Annotated in this window: 12 protein-coding genes; 5 read left to right on the top strand and 7 right to left on the bottom strand. The window is 44.0% G+C overall.

Going from position 1 to position 19463, the window contains the following annotated elements; genetic code table 11:
* Positions 1-102: 102 nt before the first annotated feature.
* Together JMW85_RS08765 and JMW85_RS08760 are read right to left on the bottom strand one after the other, a co-directional pair.
* On the bottom strand, positions 103-846 hold the full coding sequence (locus tag JMW85_RS08765; protein ID WP_087814186.1) for a siderophore-interacting protein: 744 nt from the start codon (positions 844-846) through the stop codon (positions 103-105).
* A 105-nt stretch (positions 847-951) separates the two neighbouring features.
* Positions 952-3168, bottom strand: a complete 2217-nt coding sequence (locus tag JMW85_RS08760) for a TonB-dependent siderophore receptor (protein ID WP_227681746.1) — start codon at positions 3166-3168, stop codon at positions 952-954.
* A gap of 351 nt (positions 3169-3519) precedes the next feature.
* Between JMW85_RS08760 and JMW85_RS08755 the strand changes: the two genes are divergently transcribed.
* Positions 3520-5034 carry a PepSY-associated TM helix domain-containing protein gene (locus tag JMW85_RS08755; protein WP_201581487.1) on the top strand — a complete coding sequence of 505 codons (1515 nt, stop codon included), beginning with the start codon at positions 3520-3522 and terminating at the stop codon, positions 5032-5034.
* A gap of 121 nt (positions 5035-5155) precedes the next feature.
* Here the strand turns inward: JMW85_RS08755 and JMW85_RS08750 are convergent, their stop codons facing one another.
* The 5 genes from JMW85_RS08750 to JMW85_RS08730 all read right to left on the bottom strand — a co-directional run bounded on the left by JMW85_RS08750 (position 5156) and on the right by JMW85_RS08730 (position 14618).
* On the bottom strand, positions 5156-6868 hold the full coding sequence (locus tag JMW85_RS08750; RefSeq protein ID WP_201581486.1) for a multidrug ABC transporter permease/ATP-binding protein: 1713 nt from the start codon (positions 6866-6868) through the stop codon (positions 5156-5158).
* Positions 6869-6980: 112 nt separating this feature from the next.
* On the bottom strand, positions 6981-9269 hold the full coding sequence (locus tag JMW85_RS08745; protein WP_201581485.1) for a TonB-dependent receptor: 2289 nt from the start codon (positions 9267-9269) through the stop codon (positions 6981-6983).
* Between the two features lie 325 nt (positions 9270-9594).
* Positions 9595-10722 (bottom strand): siderophore-interacting protein, encoded by a 1128-nt coding sequence (locus tag JMW85_RS08740; RefSeq protein WP_201581484.1) that lies wholly within the window; start codon positions 10720-10722, stop codon positions 9595-9597.
* A gap of 347 nt (positions 10723-11069) precedes the next feature.
* Positions 11070-12335 carry an HmuY family protein gene (locus tag JMW85_RS08735; RefSeq protein WP_201581483.1) on the bottom strand — a complete coding sequence of 422 codons (1266 nt, stop codon included), beginning with the start codon at positions 12333-12335 and terminating at the stop codon, positions 11070-11072.
* Positions 12336-12437: 102 nt separating this feature from the next.
* Complete coding sequence (locus tag JMW85_RS08730; protein ID WP_201581482.1) at positions 12438-14618, bottom strand: TonB-dependent receptor plug domain-containing protein; 2181 nt, start codon at positions 14616-14618, stop codon at positions 12438-12440.
* 480 nt (positions 14619-15098) lie between these two features.
* On the opposite strand from JMW85_RS08730, the gene JMW85_RS08725 reads away from it, so the two are divergent.
* The 4 genes from JMW85_RS08725 to JMW85_RS08710 all read left to right on the top strand — a co-directional run bounded on the left by JMW85_RS08725 (position 15099) and on the right by JMW85_RS08710 (position 19147).
* Positions 15099-16232, top strand: a complete 1134-nt coding sequence (locus JMW85_RS08725) for a ChuX/HutX family heme-like substrate-binding protein (protein ID WP_201581481.1) — start codon at positions 15099-15101, stop codon at positions 16230-16232.
* 150 nt (positions 16233-16382) lie between these two features.
* On the top strand, positions 16383-17240 hold the full coding sequence (locus JMW85_RS08720; RefSeq protein WP_265090737.1) for a heme/hemin ABC transporter substrate-binding protein: 858 nt from the start codon (positions 16383-16385) through the stop codon (positions 17238-17240).
* 47 nt (positions 17241-17287) lie between these two features.
* Complete coding sequence (locus tag JMW85_RS08715; protein ID WP_201581480.1) at positions 17288-18274, top strand: FecCD family ABC transporter permease; 987 nt, start codon at positions 17288-17290, stop codon at positions 18272-18274.
* Between the two features lie 15 nt (positions 18275-18289).
* Positions 18290-19147, top strand: a complete 858-nt coding sequence (locus tag JMW85_RS08710) for an ABC transporter ATP-binding protein (protein ID WP_201581479.1) — start codon at positions 18290-18292, stop codon at positions 19145-19147.
* Positions 19148-19463 lie beyond the last annotated feature (316 nt).

The raw sequence follows: 19463 nt of genomic DNA, 5'->3' as shown, positions 1-19463 counted from the left end.
AAAATATATAAGCAGTGGGGTAATGATTAGTAACGCAAAATTTATCAATCATTATTTAAACCGCTTTCAAAATAGTTCAAAAATACAAAACGTCATTGCTTATCATTCTATACTTTGGGCATCCTCTCGTTTGACAATTTTATGCTGGTCTTCTGTACTATCGACTTTCCAATAGCTAGATATGTACAAATGCGTTTTTGGTATTGGGCGATCTACCTTAAAGTAATGGCGTAGGGCGCGCATACTATGGAACTCGCAAGCTGCCCAAACAGCAGGTTGTCCTGCTAGCCACGTAAGCGTTTTAACGCGATCAAGTAATGGGCTAGTTTCTGCATTTGGATGCGTGTTTATCACCCAATGAATGTCAAGGTTGTCTGGCTTCTTGAGTAGTTGCTTATCTGCTTCATTGGTAATCTCAAGGACTGCATAGCCGCGTGCGTCAGCAGGTAGCTGGGCAAGATTGACGGTAATCGCCGGCAGCGCTGTCATATCACCGATCAATAAAAACCAATCAGCCTCATTGTTAATCAGCTTCTTCGGTCCAGGGCCGCCTACCAATATTTGCTCGCCCACTTGGGCGTTACGTGCCCATGCTGAAGCAGGGCCTTCTGTCTCATGCAACGCAAAATCGACATCTATTTCGTCATCACGTTGAACGCTGACGGTATAGGTGCGCATCAATGGTCGAGCCTCATCGCCTTGAGGGAATATCAGCTTAATGTACGCGCTTTCTTGATCTGCCGGAAAATCAGTCAGTCCAGCACCGCCAAGCGTGACACGGCACATATGTGGCGTGAGGTATTTACTGCCAATTACATCTAGCATTCTTGGGGTAGGTTTTGCCATATTAATACTTTCCTTCATTTAACTATTTGATAGTTTAGGTCATCATTTGAGATGAGACCACTCTATAAGATTGATATTCTCTAGTAATGGTAAGTTCTACATTGCCTAAAAATTGGCTTTTAGGCTGACGGACATTTGGCGCTCAGGTCCCATCCAGCAATTGTTAATATCATAACAAGCGCCGACATAGGTCTTATCAAAGAGATTGTTGATACTCGCGCCGACAGTGAGCATCGGATTGATTTGATAATTACCGCCAATGTCTACCAACGTCACGCTTGGTAATTCGTCTGAGTTTTGCTTATCAAGTTGCATACCGCCTTCATAGCGTACGCCAGCATTGAGACTGAGCTTGTCAGTAGCATAATAATCTGCCCACAATGTTGCCTTGTGCTTCGCCGTTTGCGCAGGGGTATTGCCAACCACCTCAGGGTTGAATTCATCTTCTGTAATTTCAGCATAGGTATAGCTATAACTGGCGGCAATATCTACCCAATCATTAAGCATATGGCTGCCTGAGACTTCAAAGCCTTTGGAGGTAATTTCACCCGTTTGTGTTTGACTTCTATAATTGATTTCATCAGCCACCACGACGTTTTTTTGAGTGATATCAAATACTGCTAATGTTCCTTGTGTGGCGCGATTGGCAGAGAGATATTTGACACCAGCCTCTAGCTGATCGGCAGTCGTTGGCTTAAATGGCGCATTGGTAATAAAGTTACTACCGACCACTGGCTGAAACGACTGAGAATAACTAGCATAAGGAGATAGCCCATTATCAAAGTCATAGATAGCTGCGAGACGACCACTGGTTTTCGAGGCATCATTGTCAATGGTTCTATCACTATAGATGGCACCTTCAGAAGCCTTGGTTTGCTTAGTGATACTATCAAAGTTATCATGACGTAAGCCTGCTACTACTATCAAATCTTGCCATTTCATTTCATCTTGTATATAAAAACCAAGCTGGCTTTGTTCAATGTTTTCATTTTGACGATAAGCCTCTAAAGGCAAAGTATCGGCATTAATTTGCGAAAAATCTGGGTTGGATAAGTCAAGATTTGGTGTGCCATCTGCCCCAGCATCATAATAAATGGCAGTACTGTCTGTCTCTTGATACTCAACGCCAAACAGTAGGTTATGTGAAGTATTAGCAGTATCGAATTTATAGGCAAGCTGGTTGTCCGTGGTCCAGTTGCTCATGCTCTCATCGGTGGTGTAGGCCACGCGATTTAGTATCTTATCACTACCACTTACAAACCCGCTGTTGTACATATTACGCTGCTGCGCGTCGGCGTCGGTATAGCGCAGAATGTGTTTAAAGGTGAGCGTATCATTGATGTTCCAGTTCACCGTGACACTCGGCATGAGTACTTCTTTGCTGAAGTGATTCCACTCATCGCCGGCATAGGCGTCACTGCCCAGTTTGCCATAGCTGGCATGGTAGACAGTGCCAACGGCAGGCAGTGGGGTGGAAGGCACCATTTCTGGATCATCCTGATAAAACAGATTGGCAAGAACGGACACATCTTTTGTCGGTTGCCATTGCAGTGACGGATTGATCAGCGTGCGCTCTTCTTCTGTGGTCTGCATCTGCCCATCTTTTTGTCGTTTTAACGCCACCAAACGATAATTGAGCGTGTCTGAGATAGGTCCTGTCGTATCGACCGCCACTTCTTTTAGGTTTTGATTGCCCACTCGCAACTGTACCTCAGTTGCTTGAGTGCTTTTTGGGGTTTTGGCGACTTGATTGACCATGCCACCTGGAGATGCATAGCCATAGAGTGAGGATGCGGGCCCTTTGACTATTTCGACTGCTTCTGTTGCGTAGATATCGACTTGCGGCATCAGATTCCAAGCCCCATCGTAGGGCAGTCTTAATCCATCGTAAAAATTGGAGTAAGTTTTAAAACCGCGAATATTGTATTCATCAAAGATAGACACCGTACCGCGACTCTCAGTGCTCACCCCTGGCTCATAACGTAACGCTGCATTGACGCTGTCTGCTTGACGTTTTTGCAATAGCGCTTGATCGATTCTCGTATAGCTCATGGGCGCATCATTAGGATCTAACGCTGTTTTGGTGCCCGTACTGCGGTAGTTGTCGGCATAGACAGTAATGGTATCCAAGGTGGTCGATGGTGTCACGGTTTCATCATTACCAACATCATTATCGACGTCGTTCTCAACACTGTTTTCGATGTTATTCGGCATTGTCTCAGCATAAGCTGCATGGCTCAAACCCATTGCCAATCCCAGTTGCACCGCGAGAGTTAAACGTTTTTGACGAATGGATGTAGACGTTGAGATAAAACGCATCATATTTCCTTGTAAGTTATCAAATGCCGAAAGCGAAAGAAAAGGAATAATAACATTAATGATTATCATTATCATTAAAAATTTACAAACAAAGCGTCCTTAGTAGATGTCGAGTGAAGTAGCCTCATTTTTAGCCATTAAGATGACTATGATGCAAACATGAAAATTGAGGAAACGCCTTAATATGACGATAATTTTTGACTATAAGCAATGGTGTTTACAAGGCTTTTCTCGTATGATGCAGCCGTCTATTTGGAATCAACTTTTAGATCAACAGGCAGACAGGATTTATTACTACTATTAATAGGTCTAGGTCGTTCATTGAGCAACCAAAGATTGTTAAAGGTCATATTTATGAACAGACATACAAGTCAATCAACCAATACTCAACGCTATTTTACGGTATGGCGTTGGCATTTTTATGCTGGAATGTTTATAGCACCTTTCCTAATTATCCTAGCTTGCAGCGCACTTGGCATGCTGTTGATGTCTAACATCTCAGGTCGTGATGACGATCGCCTCACCATTACCACCCCAGAGTCGGTGATGACAGTAGTAATTACCACACCTATTTCTACGCAAGCTAAAAATGCGTTGAACACTTTACCTAACAGTACACTGGTGAAATATATCGCGCCTCGTGATACGGACACCGTTGCCTTGTTTCAAGTTAAGTCAGCCAGCCATGAGAATATGGTTGCGGTAAATCCTTATACGGCTGATATCGTTAAAAGCACACCGACTAATAGTAGTCTGTACTATACCTTTAATGATATTCATGCTGATTTACTATTGGGCAAAGTCGGTGATTATATCCAAGAAACCACTGCCTCATTAACCATCTTAATGATTCTAACGGGTTGGTATTTGTGGTGGCAAAAACGCAAATCACTAAAAGCCATGCTTATACCCAATGATGCTGTAAATAATAAGAAAAAACGCTCATTCATACGTACCATTCATGCGACATTGGGCAGTTGGATATCTGTGTTGCTACTGTTTTTCTGTATTTCAGGCATGGCGTGGGCAGGCATCTGGGGCGAGCGTATGGTACAGGCATGGAGTCAGTTTCCTGCGGGCAAATGGGGCGTTGCGCCCATACCGCTTTCCATTGATCACAGTCAACATCATGTTGGTATGGATATGAATAACGCTGAAGCCACGCCGCACGTTCATGGAGCAACACCAGCCACAGCACCCACGCATAGTGATGCACTAAATACGGATAGTACCAAAGATGTGCCTTGGGTGCTTGAATTGACACCAATGCCAGCATCTGGCACTGTCGCTGGCAAGGATGGTATCGAGTCCAATATACCGATTATGATTGATACCGTAGATCGATTTGCCCGTGAGATTGGTTTTGTCGGACGTTACCAATTAAATCTGCCACAGGGTAGTACGGGCGTCTGGACGATTAGCCAAGACTCAATGAGCTATGATATGAAAAATCCAATGGCTGATCGTACGGTACATATCGATCGTTATTCGGGCAATATTTTGGCAGATATCCGCTTTGATGATTACAATGCTTTTGGTAAATTTATGGCGGCAGGCATTGCTATTCATATGGGGACGCTTGGATGGTGGAGCGTATTGGTCAATGTCCTATTTTGCTTATCGGTTATTGCTATTTGTGTGAGCGGTTACATGATGTGGTGGCAACGCCGTCCACGTCATGCCAGTGAAAAGGTTGGACTAAATCCACCAGCCCGTGGTCTCAGTTTTTCTATATGGTGGCCGTTTGCCATTCCTTTGTTAGCAGTGGCAATCATATTCCCAACCGCCATCATCGCGATTGTCGCTATCGGATTACTAGATTTCTTAGTCATTTCACGGGTTGGATTTTTACAGAAATTATTATTTTAAAATTAAATAAAATAAGAGAGCCATTCAAAAAGTCATTTTTATCTAAATAAAATCGGGGCAACTTTCTAAAAGATGCCCCGATTTTTTATTGTTCGCCATTAATTTTTTACTAAGCCAGCATTTACGCCAACATAGCAATGGCATCGGCACTGGCACGTTGCCGCTCTTCAGCATTTAACTCAATAAGTCTGCCTTCTTTCATCAGTAATAATCGATCTGCATGCTCAAAGTAACCATCATCATGACTGATGATAAACAGCGTTTTACCCAAGGCTTTGAGTTCAGGTATCAGTGTTTGATAAAACACTCGGCGAAAGGCAGGATCTTGGTCAGCCGCCCATTCATCGAGTAGCAGTATGTCTTTTTGTTCAGCCACGGCAATGAGCATTGCCAAGCGCTTGCGTTGTCCTTGTGATAGCTTGTCTGTCGATAATTGGTTATTAGTCACGCTGACTTTATCTTGTAAGTTCAATTTATGCAGCCATGTATTTACGAGCGCTTCATCGGGTTGCTGTCCCTCTCTACCAATCAGCTGTTTAAAAAGATGCTGATCGCTAAAAATGGCAGAAAAAAGCTGTCGATAATCAGCATTATTCTGTGAATCAACGAGCTGGCTGTCTATTTTTATAGCACCGATGCTAGGGGTAAAAATCCCCGTGATAATCTTGGCAAGCGTAGATTTGCCGCTACCATTCGCCCCGATTAAAAACACCACATCGCCACGTTTTAAGGTGAGGTTAACCGATTTTAGGATATCGCTAGAATTTTCATTTTCTTTGATCACTAGCTCATTTGCATCGGTATCAATACTTGCATAACGATAGCCAATATCATTGAATGATATGGACTGCCAGTTGTTGACCACAATATCCGTGGTAAAGGTTGATTGGTACTCCGCCAATTCCAACGATTGTATTTTATCCAGCGCCACTTGTGCCGTTTGTAAGGTCGGATACGCGCCGACGGCATGGAGGATGGGTGATTGCATGAATAGAATGGTTAAAGAGAAAGTGGTGGCAATACCCATTGGAATAGCAAGATAATTTGACACGGCAAACACCACACCAATGGCTGCGAACATCATAATATTCGACCAATTCACGGCGGATAAATGATAGGTATCCGATTTAATCACTCGATTTTGATAAGACTTGGCATGATTTAAGAAATTATTTTTATAGAGTTTTTCAGCGCGGTGTTGATTAAGCGCCAGCTCTTTGCGACCATCTATAATGGATTGATAGTCCTCATATAAACGATCATTGATCTCTCTGAGATCTCTTAAATGAGTATAGACATGCTTCACTAAAATGGTGCTTATCCAAATCGTCATCGCAATCCAAAACATGACAATCAATAATAATGGCAGCGACAACCAGCCTAAATAAAGGGCGACACCAACCGATAAAATAACGCCTTGCACCAGCTCTGGCATACGCACAAAGGCGACGGTAATTGATTGAATATCTGAGGATAAGCTGGCGAGTAACCGTGCGCTACCCAAATGGTCTATTTGCGGAACTTTGGTGTCGATGATTTGTTTGACCAGCTTGGTTCTAAGCTCGTAGACGAACTGATGCCCTAAACGGGTCAGTGCATATTGTGATACGAAGGTCGTGACTAACAGCAGCACCACCAAAGCTGAAAATTGACCCAAACTTGCCCACGATAAGGTATTAAAAACAGGCTGACTGATAAAGGTGTGATTGATATAGGCAATGATGCCCACACTGACCGCCGCATTTACCAAATTAAGGAAAATAACTTTAAGAAAGGGCAGGCGATAGTGTGCCCAAATCATCTGATATAAAGAAACGGTGGCGTGAGAGGACATAATGGCTCAATAATAGAATGGTTTTTTGCGTATTTTTGATGGCATAAAAGGGAGTAGGTGGTGCCTAATCCCTTTTATCTAAGTCTTATAAACGTGGTTTAATCTGCATGTCTTAAAAGTCGAAAGTCGCTGATACTTTTAGGGCAGTAGGCTCACTGGCATTTAAGTATCCAGCACCCGCATAACCACCCACTGATTGCCAATAGTCTTCACCAGTAATATTAGTAACTACTCCTTTTAGCGTCACGTCTTGTCCAGCGAGCATGGTTTTATAGCGAGCACCTAGATCTAATGTGGTATAACCGTCAACTTTTAAGCTGTTAGCAGCATCGGCATAACGTGCGCCTGTGTGAATGATATCGCCGGTCACCGTTAATCCTTCAACTGCTGCTAAATCATATTCTAGGTTGACGTTGCTTTGTAGCGTGGGCAGTCCGATGACTCGGTTGCCGTCGAACGTCACATCGCCCGTGTTTTTTTGCTCAGCATTTAAGTAAGTAACACCAGCATTGAAGCGCATGTTTTCGCTCGGGCTACCAAATACAGTCAATTCTACCCCTTGATGGCGATTTTCTCCAGCAGCGGTAAACGTATTTGAGTCATTGACATAAGCACGTGGCTCATCGGTGCGGAATACCGCCAAACTACTGCCAATCAGACCATTGTCATACTTAACACCAACCTCAGTTTGCTCACTCACATAAGGGTCTAAATTTTGACCACCATTGGTGACAGCACCACTATTATTAGTCAGAGGTGCGCTTGCGCCTGGCGCTAGGCTTTCGATATAGTTACCATAAACAGACCAGTCCATGCTTGGTTGATAGACAATTCCAACACTTGGTGTCCACTCGCTTTTATCGTAATCAGCCGTTTTAGCCTGAGTGTTAGGATCATAGCTGGTGGTTTTTAAATTCTGATGACGCACGCCTAAAGTGGTTTTTAGTTTGTCATCGAACAATGATATGGTATCGGCTAGCGCAAAGCTTTGGAATTGCTTCTCGTTGGTTAGTTTTGGATCGTCTAAGTTACCACCGAAGATTGCTGTGCTTGTAAAAGGGACCTCAGCGTAGTCAATAGGGCGATATAAATTGGTTGCGGGTTGATTACCAAAATCATAGGCGAACGCCCCTTTTTCTTCTTGGTCATAGCGATCCGCTGCTAGTACCCAATTATGAGCCACGTCACCTGTTTGCCATTTACCACGCAGACCGAGCTCAGCACTTTGTACCAAATCTTTTCTAGAATTATCAAAGCGATAAAACGTACCTGCACCATCAACATTGTTGACGGTTAGATTGGCCAGTGAGTTTTCTTCCTCACCACTTCGCACACCGTAAGCACCATAAGCGGTAATATTATCAGTAAAATCATATTCTCCTCGAATGGTACCAAAGACATCTTCTTCATCTGAATACGTCCAAGGCTGCGCCCAATTCTTTGAGCCGTCTGGTGCTTTTGGTACTCTAGAAACACCAGCAAGTGTGACACTAGGACGAGTTTCTTTAAGCTTATTGTCTTGCCAGCCCAAATCAGCTGATAGTCGATATTGATCGCCTCTATAATCTAATCCTAACGCTGCCAGACCCAGTGTTGAAGATTCATCATCAATCGCGCTGTCGCCATCTTGATAAGCGGCATTAAAGCGAACGCCAAACGCATCATTAGTACCAAAGCGATCACTGACGTCTACGGCAACTTTGCCTTGATCGCCCTGACCATAACCGAGTGTCACCTTACGTAGCGGGTCATTGCCAGCTCGTTTGGGCAGCAGGTTAATCGTACCACCGGCGTTACCACCACTGGGTGCTGCGCCATTGAGCATGGCGGATGCCCCGCGCTGAACCTCAACACGCTCAAACAATTCAGTAGCGATATACTGCCTTGGCAATATGCCGTATAGACCGTTATACATGGTGTCGTCAGAGGTTGTGACAAAGCCGCGCATAAAGTACGCTTCTTGAAAGTTGCCAAAGCCTCTAGCGACACGAACAGTCGGGTCTTTTTTGAGCAGGTCGCCCACACTTTGGGCTTGTTGATTGCCGATATACTCATTGGTATATGAGGTAGTGGAGAACGGCGTATCCATGATATCTTGATTGCCCAAGATTCCGACACGGCTTCCTGTCGCTACTTGACCACCTTCATAGGCATCTGGCAACCCATCGGCTGATGCATCAGCACTACTGGTCACGACAATCTCATCGAGTACCACGCTTGGGATATCAGATTGAGCGTCAGCATTTAAATCTGTTTGTGCCCACGCGGCTTGGCTTGCACCCAGTAGTATTACCGATGTGGACAGACAAGATGAGCACAGTGATTTTAATGACAAGGGATGGCGAGACATATTCAATAGAGTAGGGCGAAATAAAGCAGAGTATAAGCGAGACAGTTGCATGAATATTTCCAGCACATAAGATTAAATACTTATTATAATGATAATCATTTTCATTACAATATATTACTGGATTAAATCTCAATATATTTTTATCGTATTAAGTGTACGTTTTCGTTAGGCAAAGTAGTAAGTCGTCTAAAGTTGGTCAGTCACGCTATGTTGATTAGTCGCGCTATACCAGCAGCAAAGATTGCTAATCGCTCAATTTAGCAGTCAGCACAAGTGGTTGGTAAGTGGCTAAATGCTTTCTGTTTATGACTAAATGTTTGCTACTTATTAAATGCTTGCTGTTTATAAAAAATGCCACTTATAAAAAACATAATGATTATTGCGCACGCCAATAAACTTTAATGACCATATCTTGACGTGATAATCCAAGATTTGCCTTTAGTTGCTGTCGTAATGATTTGATATCCGCTGCTTCCAGTGCGCCCCATACTTTGTCAATTTTGACAGGCAGTCGCGCAAATTGTGTATTTAATAATGCCATTATTTGCTCAGTAATATTAGTTGTTGGGGTATTAACCAGCTGGCACACATTATCTTGCAAAAAATGCGCCTCATGGCGTAGTTGATTACTGAGCGCTAGGGTATGTAGATAACGGATATCGTCTGGATCATTAATGATGGCAATGACGAGGGGCGGCAATGGATTCTGCCAGTTTTCCAATAGATTGGCCACTGTAGGCAAGGAGGTTTCATCACAGATGAGTAAGCACTGACCAGTGCTGAGATGTTCTATTTTCTCTGGATATTCACGTACTGTTTTGATTTGAGTGCCACAGTCAAGCGCGCGCACCCAATTGCCTCCTGCCGTATCGCCATGAGTATAAACGTCTATCCACGCTTGGACGGACGAGCTGCTCGAATCTCGCCATGCTTTTCGCAAGGTATAGTAGCGCTGCAAAGGTTTGTTGCTATCTTTGGGCTGGTGCTTTGTAGCAGATAGACCGTCCGCATCCAGCTCAAACAAATACGCGTAGCCCGGATGAGAGAGTGGCGTACTATCGGGTGCGGTTACCAGCAGTCGATACATATTGGGGCTGGCATAATAGCCATTAATGACCGTAAAACGCTGTTCTTGAAGCTTAATCGTGCGCTTGCCAAGCTTATTGGCAGATGTTTGCAGTAGCGTTATATATTGCTCTTGTAGCGTCATAGAGTCACTAATAGGAACTGTAAAATCGATAAAATATTGACGGCTGAGCTTGCTGCTGTTTGTTAAGGTATCGTAGTCATGATGGGCGGTTGTGACATCCATTAGTATCCCATCAGTATACAGCTCTGTTATCGAGGCGATCTCGTGCTCACTCACTGCTGTGGTAGTAAAGGCATTGATAAACATCGCGAGTTCATCTTGATGCTCTTCATTGACATGACTCATAAACTGGGCTTTGTCAGCCATGTCGAGCGGTGTTTTGTCGAAATCGTACTGAGTAAGTGGTTGAGCCATAAGATGTCATCCAAGCTAAAATTCAAATAATTATTCAGCAAAATTTTTTTTAAAATGATTGACTGCTGATTAAAGGTAAGATGGAACTATAATAGTTAATAAGCATAAAACATTCAAATGTTAATGATTATTAATATCACCTAGATTTTTATTCCTATAATATACCATAGGTTAATTTATTTACAATCATAAAAGGACTGGTGTTATCGAATGACTAATAGCTTTCTTGTAATAATTGGCAGTGGTGACTCTTAAACTGTGTATAAACGTTATCGCCCAACCTATTTTTGTAAGGTTTGATAGCTTACAAAAATGGGTTGGGCGAGCTAAAGTCGAACAGTAGAGTGTTAAGGAGCAGGCTGAATGTCTATTTTAAATTCCCATGAGGTCGCAGTCGTCGCTGAGCTATCAGGGTAATTGATTTTATCCAAACGCACGCGGGCATAGCTATTGCCTTCAGCGGATCTAATGAGCGCGCCTTGAGCGCTGTCAACCGCTTTGGCATTTAGTTGATGGGTCATGCCATTGTAGGTATACCAGCCAAAGTCTAGGTTCGGGAAATTACCCGTATAAGCAGGGTTGAGATCCGAGCCTTTACTATCAATGACCCAGCTTCTGGCACTTATCGGTTTATCGTACACAGCGGTGTTGGTAAGGTCGGTTAAAGTCGCCGCACTACCATCGGTTATAAACTTGCTGACAATGGGCTCACCTTTATCATCATAATACCCTATTGGTGTTTTTGATAAGAAGCCACCAACTTTGCCTTTATGAGTGCCGATAGCAGAATCGCCACCATTTAAAATGACGCTATTACGCTTAAAGCCAATCTGCCAAGTACTGTTTTTATCGGCGCTACTTTGTCCTGTGGTTAGATCAAAATAGACCCAGTTATCATTGTTTGAGGCATCGATAGTTTTCGTCTGTACCTTATTCGGTAGCGCCGTATCAATCCAGCGCAGAGTAGGGTAGCCCGAGGTTCCAGCATTATTATAGTAGTTGGTAATCTGCATGGCATAAATAGGCTGCTGGACGCTGCTGTCTGTCATGGCGCTGCTATTATCTGTGGTGACAAGATAGACACGATTGTTCGGGTAGAGCTGATGGTTGTCTTTTAAATTGTATTCAAACCAAGGCTGTGCATCAAAAATACCGCCACTACGGTCTTCATTGTAGTGCATGGTAATATCACGACTGGTATCAGGATCTTGAGTTGCATTGCTATAACGACTCAGATCTGACCAATCGATTAAACCAAAAACGCCGCCTTTACCTGCGCCAGAATCACCGCTATTTGACCAAAGCTTGACCGAACGCGCTTGGTTATCAAACTTGATATCCCACTTATCCTCAGCACACGAGCTTTCAGCTTTGGCATCAAAGTCATAACAGGTTGCAGTATCAGGCGCTAGATTGGTGACTTGCCAAGTAGCTGTTTCGCTAAAGCTGGCATTGCTCACAGGCGGGGTAATGCCACCATTACTGTTACTGTCATTACTGGTACCATCACCGCCGCCACCGCAACCAGTCATGCTGAGTGCTAAAATACTGCCACTAAACAGTAATGCCAATTTGGTCGGCTTGGTGTGAACTGTTGGGATAATTGGGGTCATATCAGCTTCCTTGAAGGTTGTGGTTTCAGATAGAGGGTACAAAATAAGGGTGAAAATAGCGGTACAAATACACTTGCTTTAGAATGATTGGGAATCAAAGGCTTACCAATGGTAGCTGGCGCCAAGTAACCACTCACGATTATCAATGGGACGGTAGTCACTGGTATCGGTGACATCACGCTGCACATCAAAGATATTATTAATCGCTGCATACAAGCTTAAGTTTGCAGTTGCGTCATAATTGAGCTTGCTATCGAGCGTCCACCAAGACGGTGAATACGCTTGCTCGCTGGTACTAATCAGCTGTTTGGATTCATAATTGAGGCGCGGGATCAGCTGTAATTTGTCATTAATCCGATAATCTAGTGCCAGCATCGCTTTGTGATTGGGTTTATAAGTCAGCTCGGTATCCGTCACATTGTTATGCGTCTTGAGGTAAGCGTAGCTGGCTTGTAGTTTGGCGCGCTCGTCCACTTGCCAGTCAATGCCAATATCGCCGCCATAGGTTTTGGCACTATCGACGTTCATATATTTATAAATGGCGATATTTCCCTCAAAGCTCGCATTGTCTTCATCGGTCTGAATCAGGTCATCTATCTCGTTATAAAAACCATTAACCGTCAAATTCATGGTGTCGCTCAGCTGACCTTGATAGCCGATCTGGTAACTGGTTGAGGTTTCAGGCTGCAAGTCAGGATTGCCCATGACTTTATAACCCAAATTGCTATGGTCAAAGACGTAGTAGCGTTCTTTTAGATTGGGCACGCGATAACCACTGCCAATACTGCTACGAAAGACATGGTCACGACCGCTGGCATCCAAATGGTTGTATTTGAGTGATACTTTTGGCGCTGTATGACCACCAAAGTCTTCATCGTTTTGATAGCGAATACCGCTCAACACTTCCCAGTTATCGCCAATCAGCCAATCATCTTGTAGATACAGCTCACCGACATCACGGCTGACGTCATCGCTGATGAGCTCGCTGACTTGGTTTTTCGTTTGGCTTAACTTGTCTTGCTGAACCTGACCGCCGACTTGGATAAGATGAAGGTGCTTATCGGATAGCAATAGCTCAGGTAGATCGAGCTGGGCTTGTGCCAACGTCGTACTAATCTCTGTATCACGGGCACTAGTAATGGCTTGCTGTGTTTTAGTATTGGATGCACTTTGATATTCCTCATGCAGCGCTTGAGCGGACAATCGATAAGTCTTGCTGCGATCATCGACATGCGGCGCGATATCAGCGCGTGCACCGATACTAAAGCGCTGCTTGGTGATGTGCTCATCTCTTTGCTGTGCCAAATAGCGCGGCGCGACATAGTAATTAAAGCGACTAATATCGTCTTCTTTATATTGGCTGGCTTCTAGCCAATATTGAGAATTTTTGACCAGTCGGCTATCGTTGTGGTCATTGTTATTACCTGATGTGTTGTTACCGTCAGGGCGGTAGCTGAGGCGGGCACTGACTTGTGATTGCTCGCTGGCATCTTTTAATCTGGGCCACGCTTCATGATCTAAGCTCAAACCATCATTGTCCAGATACGAGCCTGATAGACGTGCGTGAAAGCGCTGGTTTTTATCTAACGCCCCTTCCACGCTGGCTTCTACATAGCGCTTATTGGCATCTAGCTTTTTACCAGATGGATTTTGCTGCCCATTGCTGGCAATCTCGGTGGTGATATGTCCTGTTGCCGCGCCAATGGGTTTGGTGATGATATTAATGACGCCGCCCATCGCCGCGCTACCAAACTGCGCTGATGCCGCTCCCTGCACCACTTCTATTTGCTCAATATCCATATTCATATATTGATTCAAGTTTACTGTCGAGCCAGTGCTTGCCGTAATCGGTAAACCGTCAATCAACACCAATACTTGATCACCTGTGAAGCCTTGCATGCTGACTTCGTAACCTGTCTTGCCGTGGACTTCACGTAAGTAGACATTGGGCAACAAGGCCAGCGCTTCTTTCAAAGTATGAGCATGGTTGTCATCGAGCTGCTGGCGACTGAGTACTTGCAGGGCAACTGGCGCATCACTTAAAGCGCGCTCAGAGCGAGTCGCCGTTACCACGATAGGGTCTAAACGTGTGCTCGGCATGGCTGCATCGTTAGTCATATCACCATTCGTCTCTGAGAAAATTGGCGCTGCTTGGACTGAAACTGACGTAAATGCAAACAAGGCTAATGCCACACTTATGGCTAATGGGCTACGACGCAGCGGTGAGGGATGGGTGTTTAGTCCCGTATGAGTCAACGATAAATCAAACGCTAAAATTGACATAAATAAAACAGCCATCGTAAAAAGAGAAAGTAAGAAAGTCACGCTGCTTAAAGACCTTTTGCTACAAAAATAGCGATCTAAAGCGACCTTTTCATAGTATTAATTATTAAAGGTTTGGTTACTTGATTCAATAGATTAAGTAACAAAGCCCAGATATAGTATTTTAAACGATAACAATTATCAAGATGTAAATGATAATTATTATTATTTACAAAGTGAAAAAATGTTGCCATAATGATTTCGTCCGAAGCCTAGAGACAAAATTATAAATGATGAACTAGCAGCGATAATTGCTAACAGCCTGCTTGATAAATACATCCTTGCTGCATCATTGCAAGCACTGTAGTACAGCAGGCATTGGTTTTATCAAATATCAATCATAGTCATCGTCTCTGCTATTTTCTGAAGATATTCATATCTCAATACTACATAGCCAAGATCATTGGCTTTTTTACTGCTATTCATTTTATGGAGACCATCATGAGTCAACCGCTATCGTTAACCAAAAAAAATACTGAGCTGTGGCAACAATACCAAGCATTAAAAGCAAAAACACCGATGCTATTTCCCACAGAAGGAGCGGCTGCGCTAGGCATCAGCGAGTTTGAACTGATGTTAGCCTCGCCTTATAGCCAGTATATGGGTGATCAGTGCAAAGCTGTATTAAAGCAATTTGAGAACTTTGGTGAAATGGAAAGCATTGTCAGAAACGAGCTAGCCGTGCATGAAAAAACCGCGCCATATCATAATCTTAAGCTTGGCGAAAAGATGGGATTGGCACTCAATGTTGGTGGTCTAGATTTGCGATTCTTTATGTGGCAATGGCGGCATATGCTGGCGGTAACGGATACCAGCCGCGCGGATAAGCCCTCTTATAGTATTCAGTTCTATAACGCCCAAGGTGCTGCTATCGACAAAGTCTATCTACGAGAGTTAAGCGCTGAGACTATTGCACGCTGGCAAGCGATGATTCAGGAGCAGCAGCAAACGGTGAATAATGAGACGCTGACGTTAGAGGCACAAGAGCCACGTAATGACTGGCGTTACAAGGCATTAAGTGAAGAGGAGCGTACGCAGTTACAGCAAGGCTGGCAGGCGATGACGGATGTGCATCAGTTTCATTCATTATTAAAAAATCTCGATATCGATCGTGCTAGTAGCTACCGTCAAGCACCAAAGCAGATGACGCAGCAGCTTGATATTAGCGCGGTCGAAGCGGTATTTACGCAGGCCCGTGATGCCAAATGTCCGATTATGATATTTGTTGGTAATAGTGGTCTGGTGCAGATTCAGACAGGAACGGTACAGACACTCAAGCGCATGGGCGATTGGTTTAATATTTTAGATAAAGACCATAATGACTTTACGCTGCATTTAAAAGACAAAGCATTGGCGCAAGTGTGGAGCGTTAAGCGCCCAACCAAAGATGGCATCGTGACTTGTATAGAAGGTTTTGATGGTCACGGCGTCAGTATCTTTAGTGTGTTCGGTCAGCGAATTGAAGGCACGCCTGAGCTTGAAGCATGGCAGCAAATTGTATCAAAGGTCATCGAAGCGCATCCATATGCAGAAGCCTTAGCAGCAGTTGCAATGGCTGAAGAAGAGAGCGTGTAAACCCGTCATAAAAAATCAGTAAATTTTGCGATATTGACACTCACATAACGGATAAGCCATAGCTGTTGTATGAGTTATTTGGGATGCTTAATACACGTTAATGGTTCTGTTAATAGTGTCATTTTTTACGTTAGCAAATTAGGAATGCTTATGTCTTCTGCATTATCAAACACAGTAATCACTCACTCAGTGATAAATAAAAAATTGATGAGTCGGGCTATCAGCACTGCGGCCATTATTGGCGCATTTGCCGTGCCCTCACTTTCTGCCCAAGCTTATGATCGTATTGTCGCGATGAGCCCCGATGTTGCAGACGTCGTGGTGGCACTAGGAGCGACCGATAAATTGGTTGGTAAAGATGCGACTAATCATAATCCAGCGTTAAAGAGCGTGCCAGCCGTGGGTATGCACCGTAATATTACCGCCGAGTCAGTGTTGGCGGTCAAGCCTGATTTAGTGCTCGGCAGTTATATGGTGCAGCCTGCGAGTATTTATCAGCGCTTAAATGGTCTAAAGGTTAAAGCCGTTAATGTCGCGCCCAAAGAAGAGGTAAGCACCTTTGCTAATAGTATTAAATCTATCGGCAGTTACGTTGATAAAAAATCTGAAGGATCGCAGCTTGCGAAGCGTTGGAATACAGGGATGAGTCCAATGGCAAAGACGGGTAAGCGTTATTTATTAAGTTACGATGGTCGTATCGTTGCAGGTAAGGGTACGGTAGGGGATGAGTTGATTCGCCGAGCTGGTGGGATTAACGCTGCAAACGTATCGGGATTAAAACCTATGTCCCGTGAAGGCTGGCTGGCCGCCAAGCCCGATGTGATTATTATTGCCGATCATAATCAGGCAGTGGTTGGCGGGGTCAGTAAATTTAGTAAACGTCCTGAGATTGCAGCAAGTGCCGCAGGCAAGAAGGGCGGCGTACATTTTTGGCCAGCAGATGACTTTCTGCGTTATGGCTTGCATTCGCCTGACGTCTTAAAAAAGTTGAACGCTGTAGCAAAATAGCCTAAGCAAAAATACTTTATCTCATATTCAACAAAATGACATCTCACATGGCAAATACGATTTCTGCTTCTATCTCTACACAAACTGGAAAACACAAACTTAGCATCTATTATGTTGCCGCGACTGTCGCATCTGTGCTGCTAATTTGGTTGGCACTTGGTATTGGCTTTGGTGAATGGTCAATTCCCAATCATCTTGATGACACCATCTGGCAGCTGCGTTATCCGCGTGTGGTGACGGCATTACTGGTTGGTATGGCGTTGTCAGTTAGTGGCGCAGCATTACAGGCTTTATTTGAAAATCCTTTAGCGGACCCAAGTTTAATCGGTACATCAGGTGGCGCGGCGCTTGGTGTTGTTTTGGTTCTGGCGTTGGGGTTTGGTGGCATTGGGATACCGCTTGCGGCGTTTACCGGAAGCGTATTGGTCTGTTTATTTATTCTCGCTTGTCATCGGTTTTTGGGTGGTGGGCAGATGGGCTTGCTGATATTGGGATTTGTCATTAGTGCTTTTTGTGCCGCTGTCGTCAGCCTGATTTTATTCATGTCTGATGACATGGTGCTGCGCTCCGCGACCAATTGGCTGTCAGGCAGTATGGCGGAAGCGGGCTTCGTACCGCTGCGATATTCAATTATTTCTATGGTTTTAGGCTTAGCGATTTTATTGCCATTAGGTCGCCAGTTGGACGGGTTGATGTTAGGTGAGGCAGCCGCTAAGTCCTTGGGTATCAAAGTGGGTATGGTTCGTTGTTTGGTCGTGATTGCCTCGGCATTATTAACAGGGGCAGCGGTGTCTTTAGCAGGCGTCATTGGTTTTATTGGCATGATGGTGCCAAACCTGCTGGCTATTCTGTTTGGCGGCGGACGTATGCGTCTCATGATTTGGTCTGGCTGGCTTGGGGCGATATTATTACTCGTCATTGATGGCGCGGCGCGGCATGTTGCTTATCCAGTGGATGTGCCCGTTGGCATCGTTTTAGCGTTGCTTGGCGGTCCCTTCTTTATTTGGCTGTTTGTGCGTAGTAGCCGCCGTTAATTGGAGAGAGTGTTTATGTTTCATTCGTATTTTACGGCTATATCAAAGACATCACCAGCGAGTCGAGACAGTCGTATAAATAGTAGTGATATCAAGAGTAGTGATGAAGGCGAGCTGTTGTCGATGCAAGATATTCATATCTCGCATGGTCATAAAACATTGTTAAAGATAGACAATCTAACCGTGCCAAGCCAAAAGCTGGTCGCCTTTATCGGACCAAATGGCGCAGGTAAAAGTACGTTGCTGCACACGGTTTTGGGTCAACACACAGGAACCGCCCTCAAAACGGATGGTCACATTACGATTTACGGTCAGCCGATCAACGAGGTCATGAATGATGGTCATATCGCTTGGGTTGGACAACATGAGCGTTTTGAGCTACCGTTAACGGTATTGGATTATGCGCTGTTAGGAGTCTCGCCAAATCTTGCATGGTATCAGCGCCCAAATAGCCATCATGTTGAGCGCGCGCAACGTTTACTACAGGATTTTGAGTTATCAAGTTTGGTCAGTGCCCGCGTGCAAACCTTATCAGGCGGTGAAAAGCAGCGCTTGGCTATCGTAAGGGCGCTAATGCAAGACACTAAAATCATGATGTTTGATGAGCCGACCAATCATCTTGATATTCGCCATCAGCGTTTTTTACTTCATTATTTGCATAATTTGGTACGACAGCAACGCAAAAGTATCTTGGTTGTGTTGCATGATTTGACCCATGCGCATCGCTATACTGATGAAGTGGTGCTATTAAGCGGTGGACAAGTTGTTGCACAAGGAACGCCTAGTGAAGTGATGACACGCTCGCAATTAAGCGATGTTTATGATGTTGATATTAAGGTGCATCAAACTGAAGATGGTTTGGTGTTTATATGATTCTGAGCACTTGAGTTATTATTTTGTCTTTACGATAGGCATTTGATGATTAACTTGGCTTTTAAATCTGTATATATCGCACTGATTTATTCGGCAGTAAAAAACTCTTCATGCTATATAAATAATAGCAAGAAGGGTTTTTTTGCATCTTAACTATTGTAGTGAATAAAATATTTTTAATATAACCATGCAAAATATAACCATACTAACAGGATGATTTTCAGTTAATAAATAATTTTAAACCTAAAAAATTTTGCAGTAAACTCGCATAACGATCGAATTTAGTAGAAACTGTAAACCACTAGGTATTTGTTCT

Source organism: Psychrobacter glacincola (genome assembly GCF_904846075.1).
Lineage (GTDB): Bacteria > Pseudomonadota > Gammaproteobacteria > Pseudomonadales > Moraxellaceae > Psychrobacter > Psychrobacter glacincola_C.
Note: the sequence above shows the minus strand (reverse complement) of the source record. Positions and strands in the feature narration are given on the sequence as shown.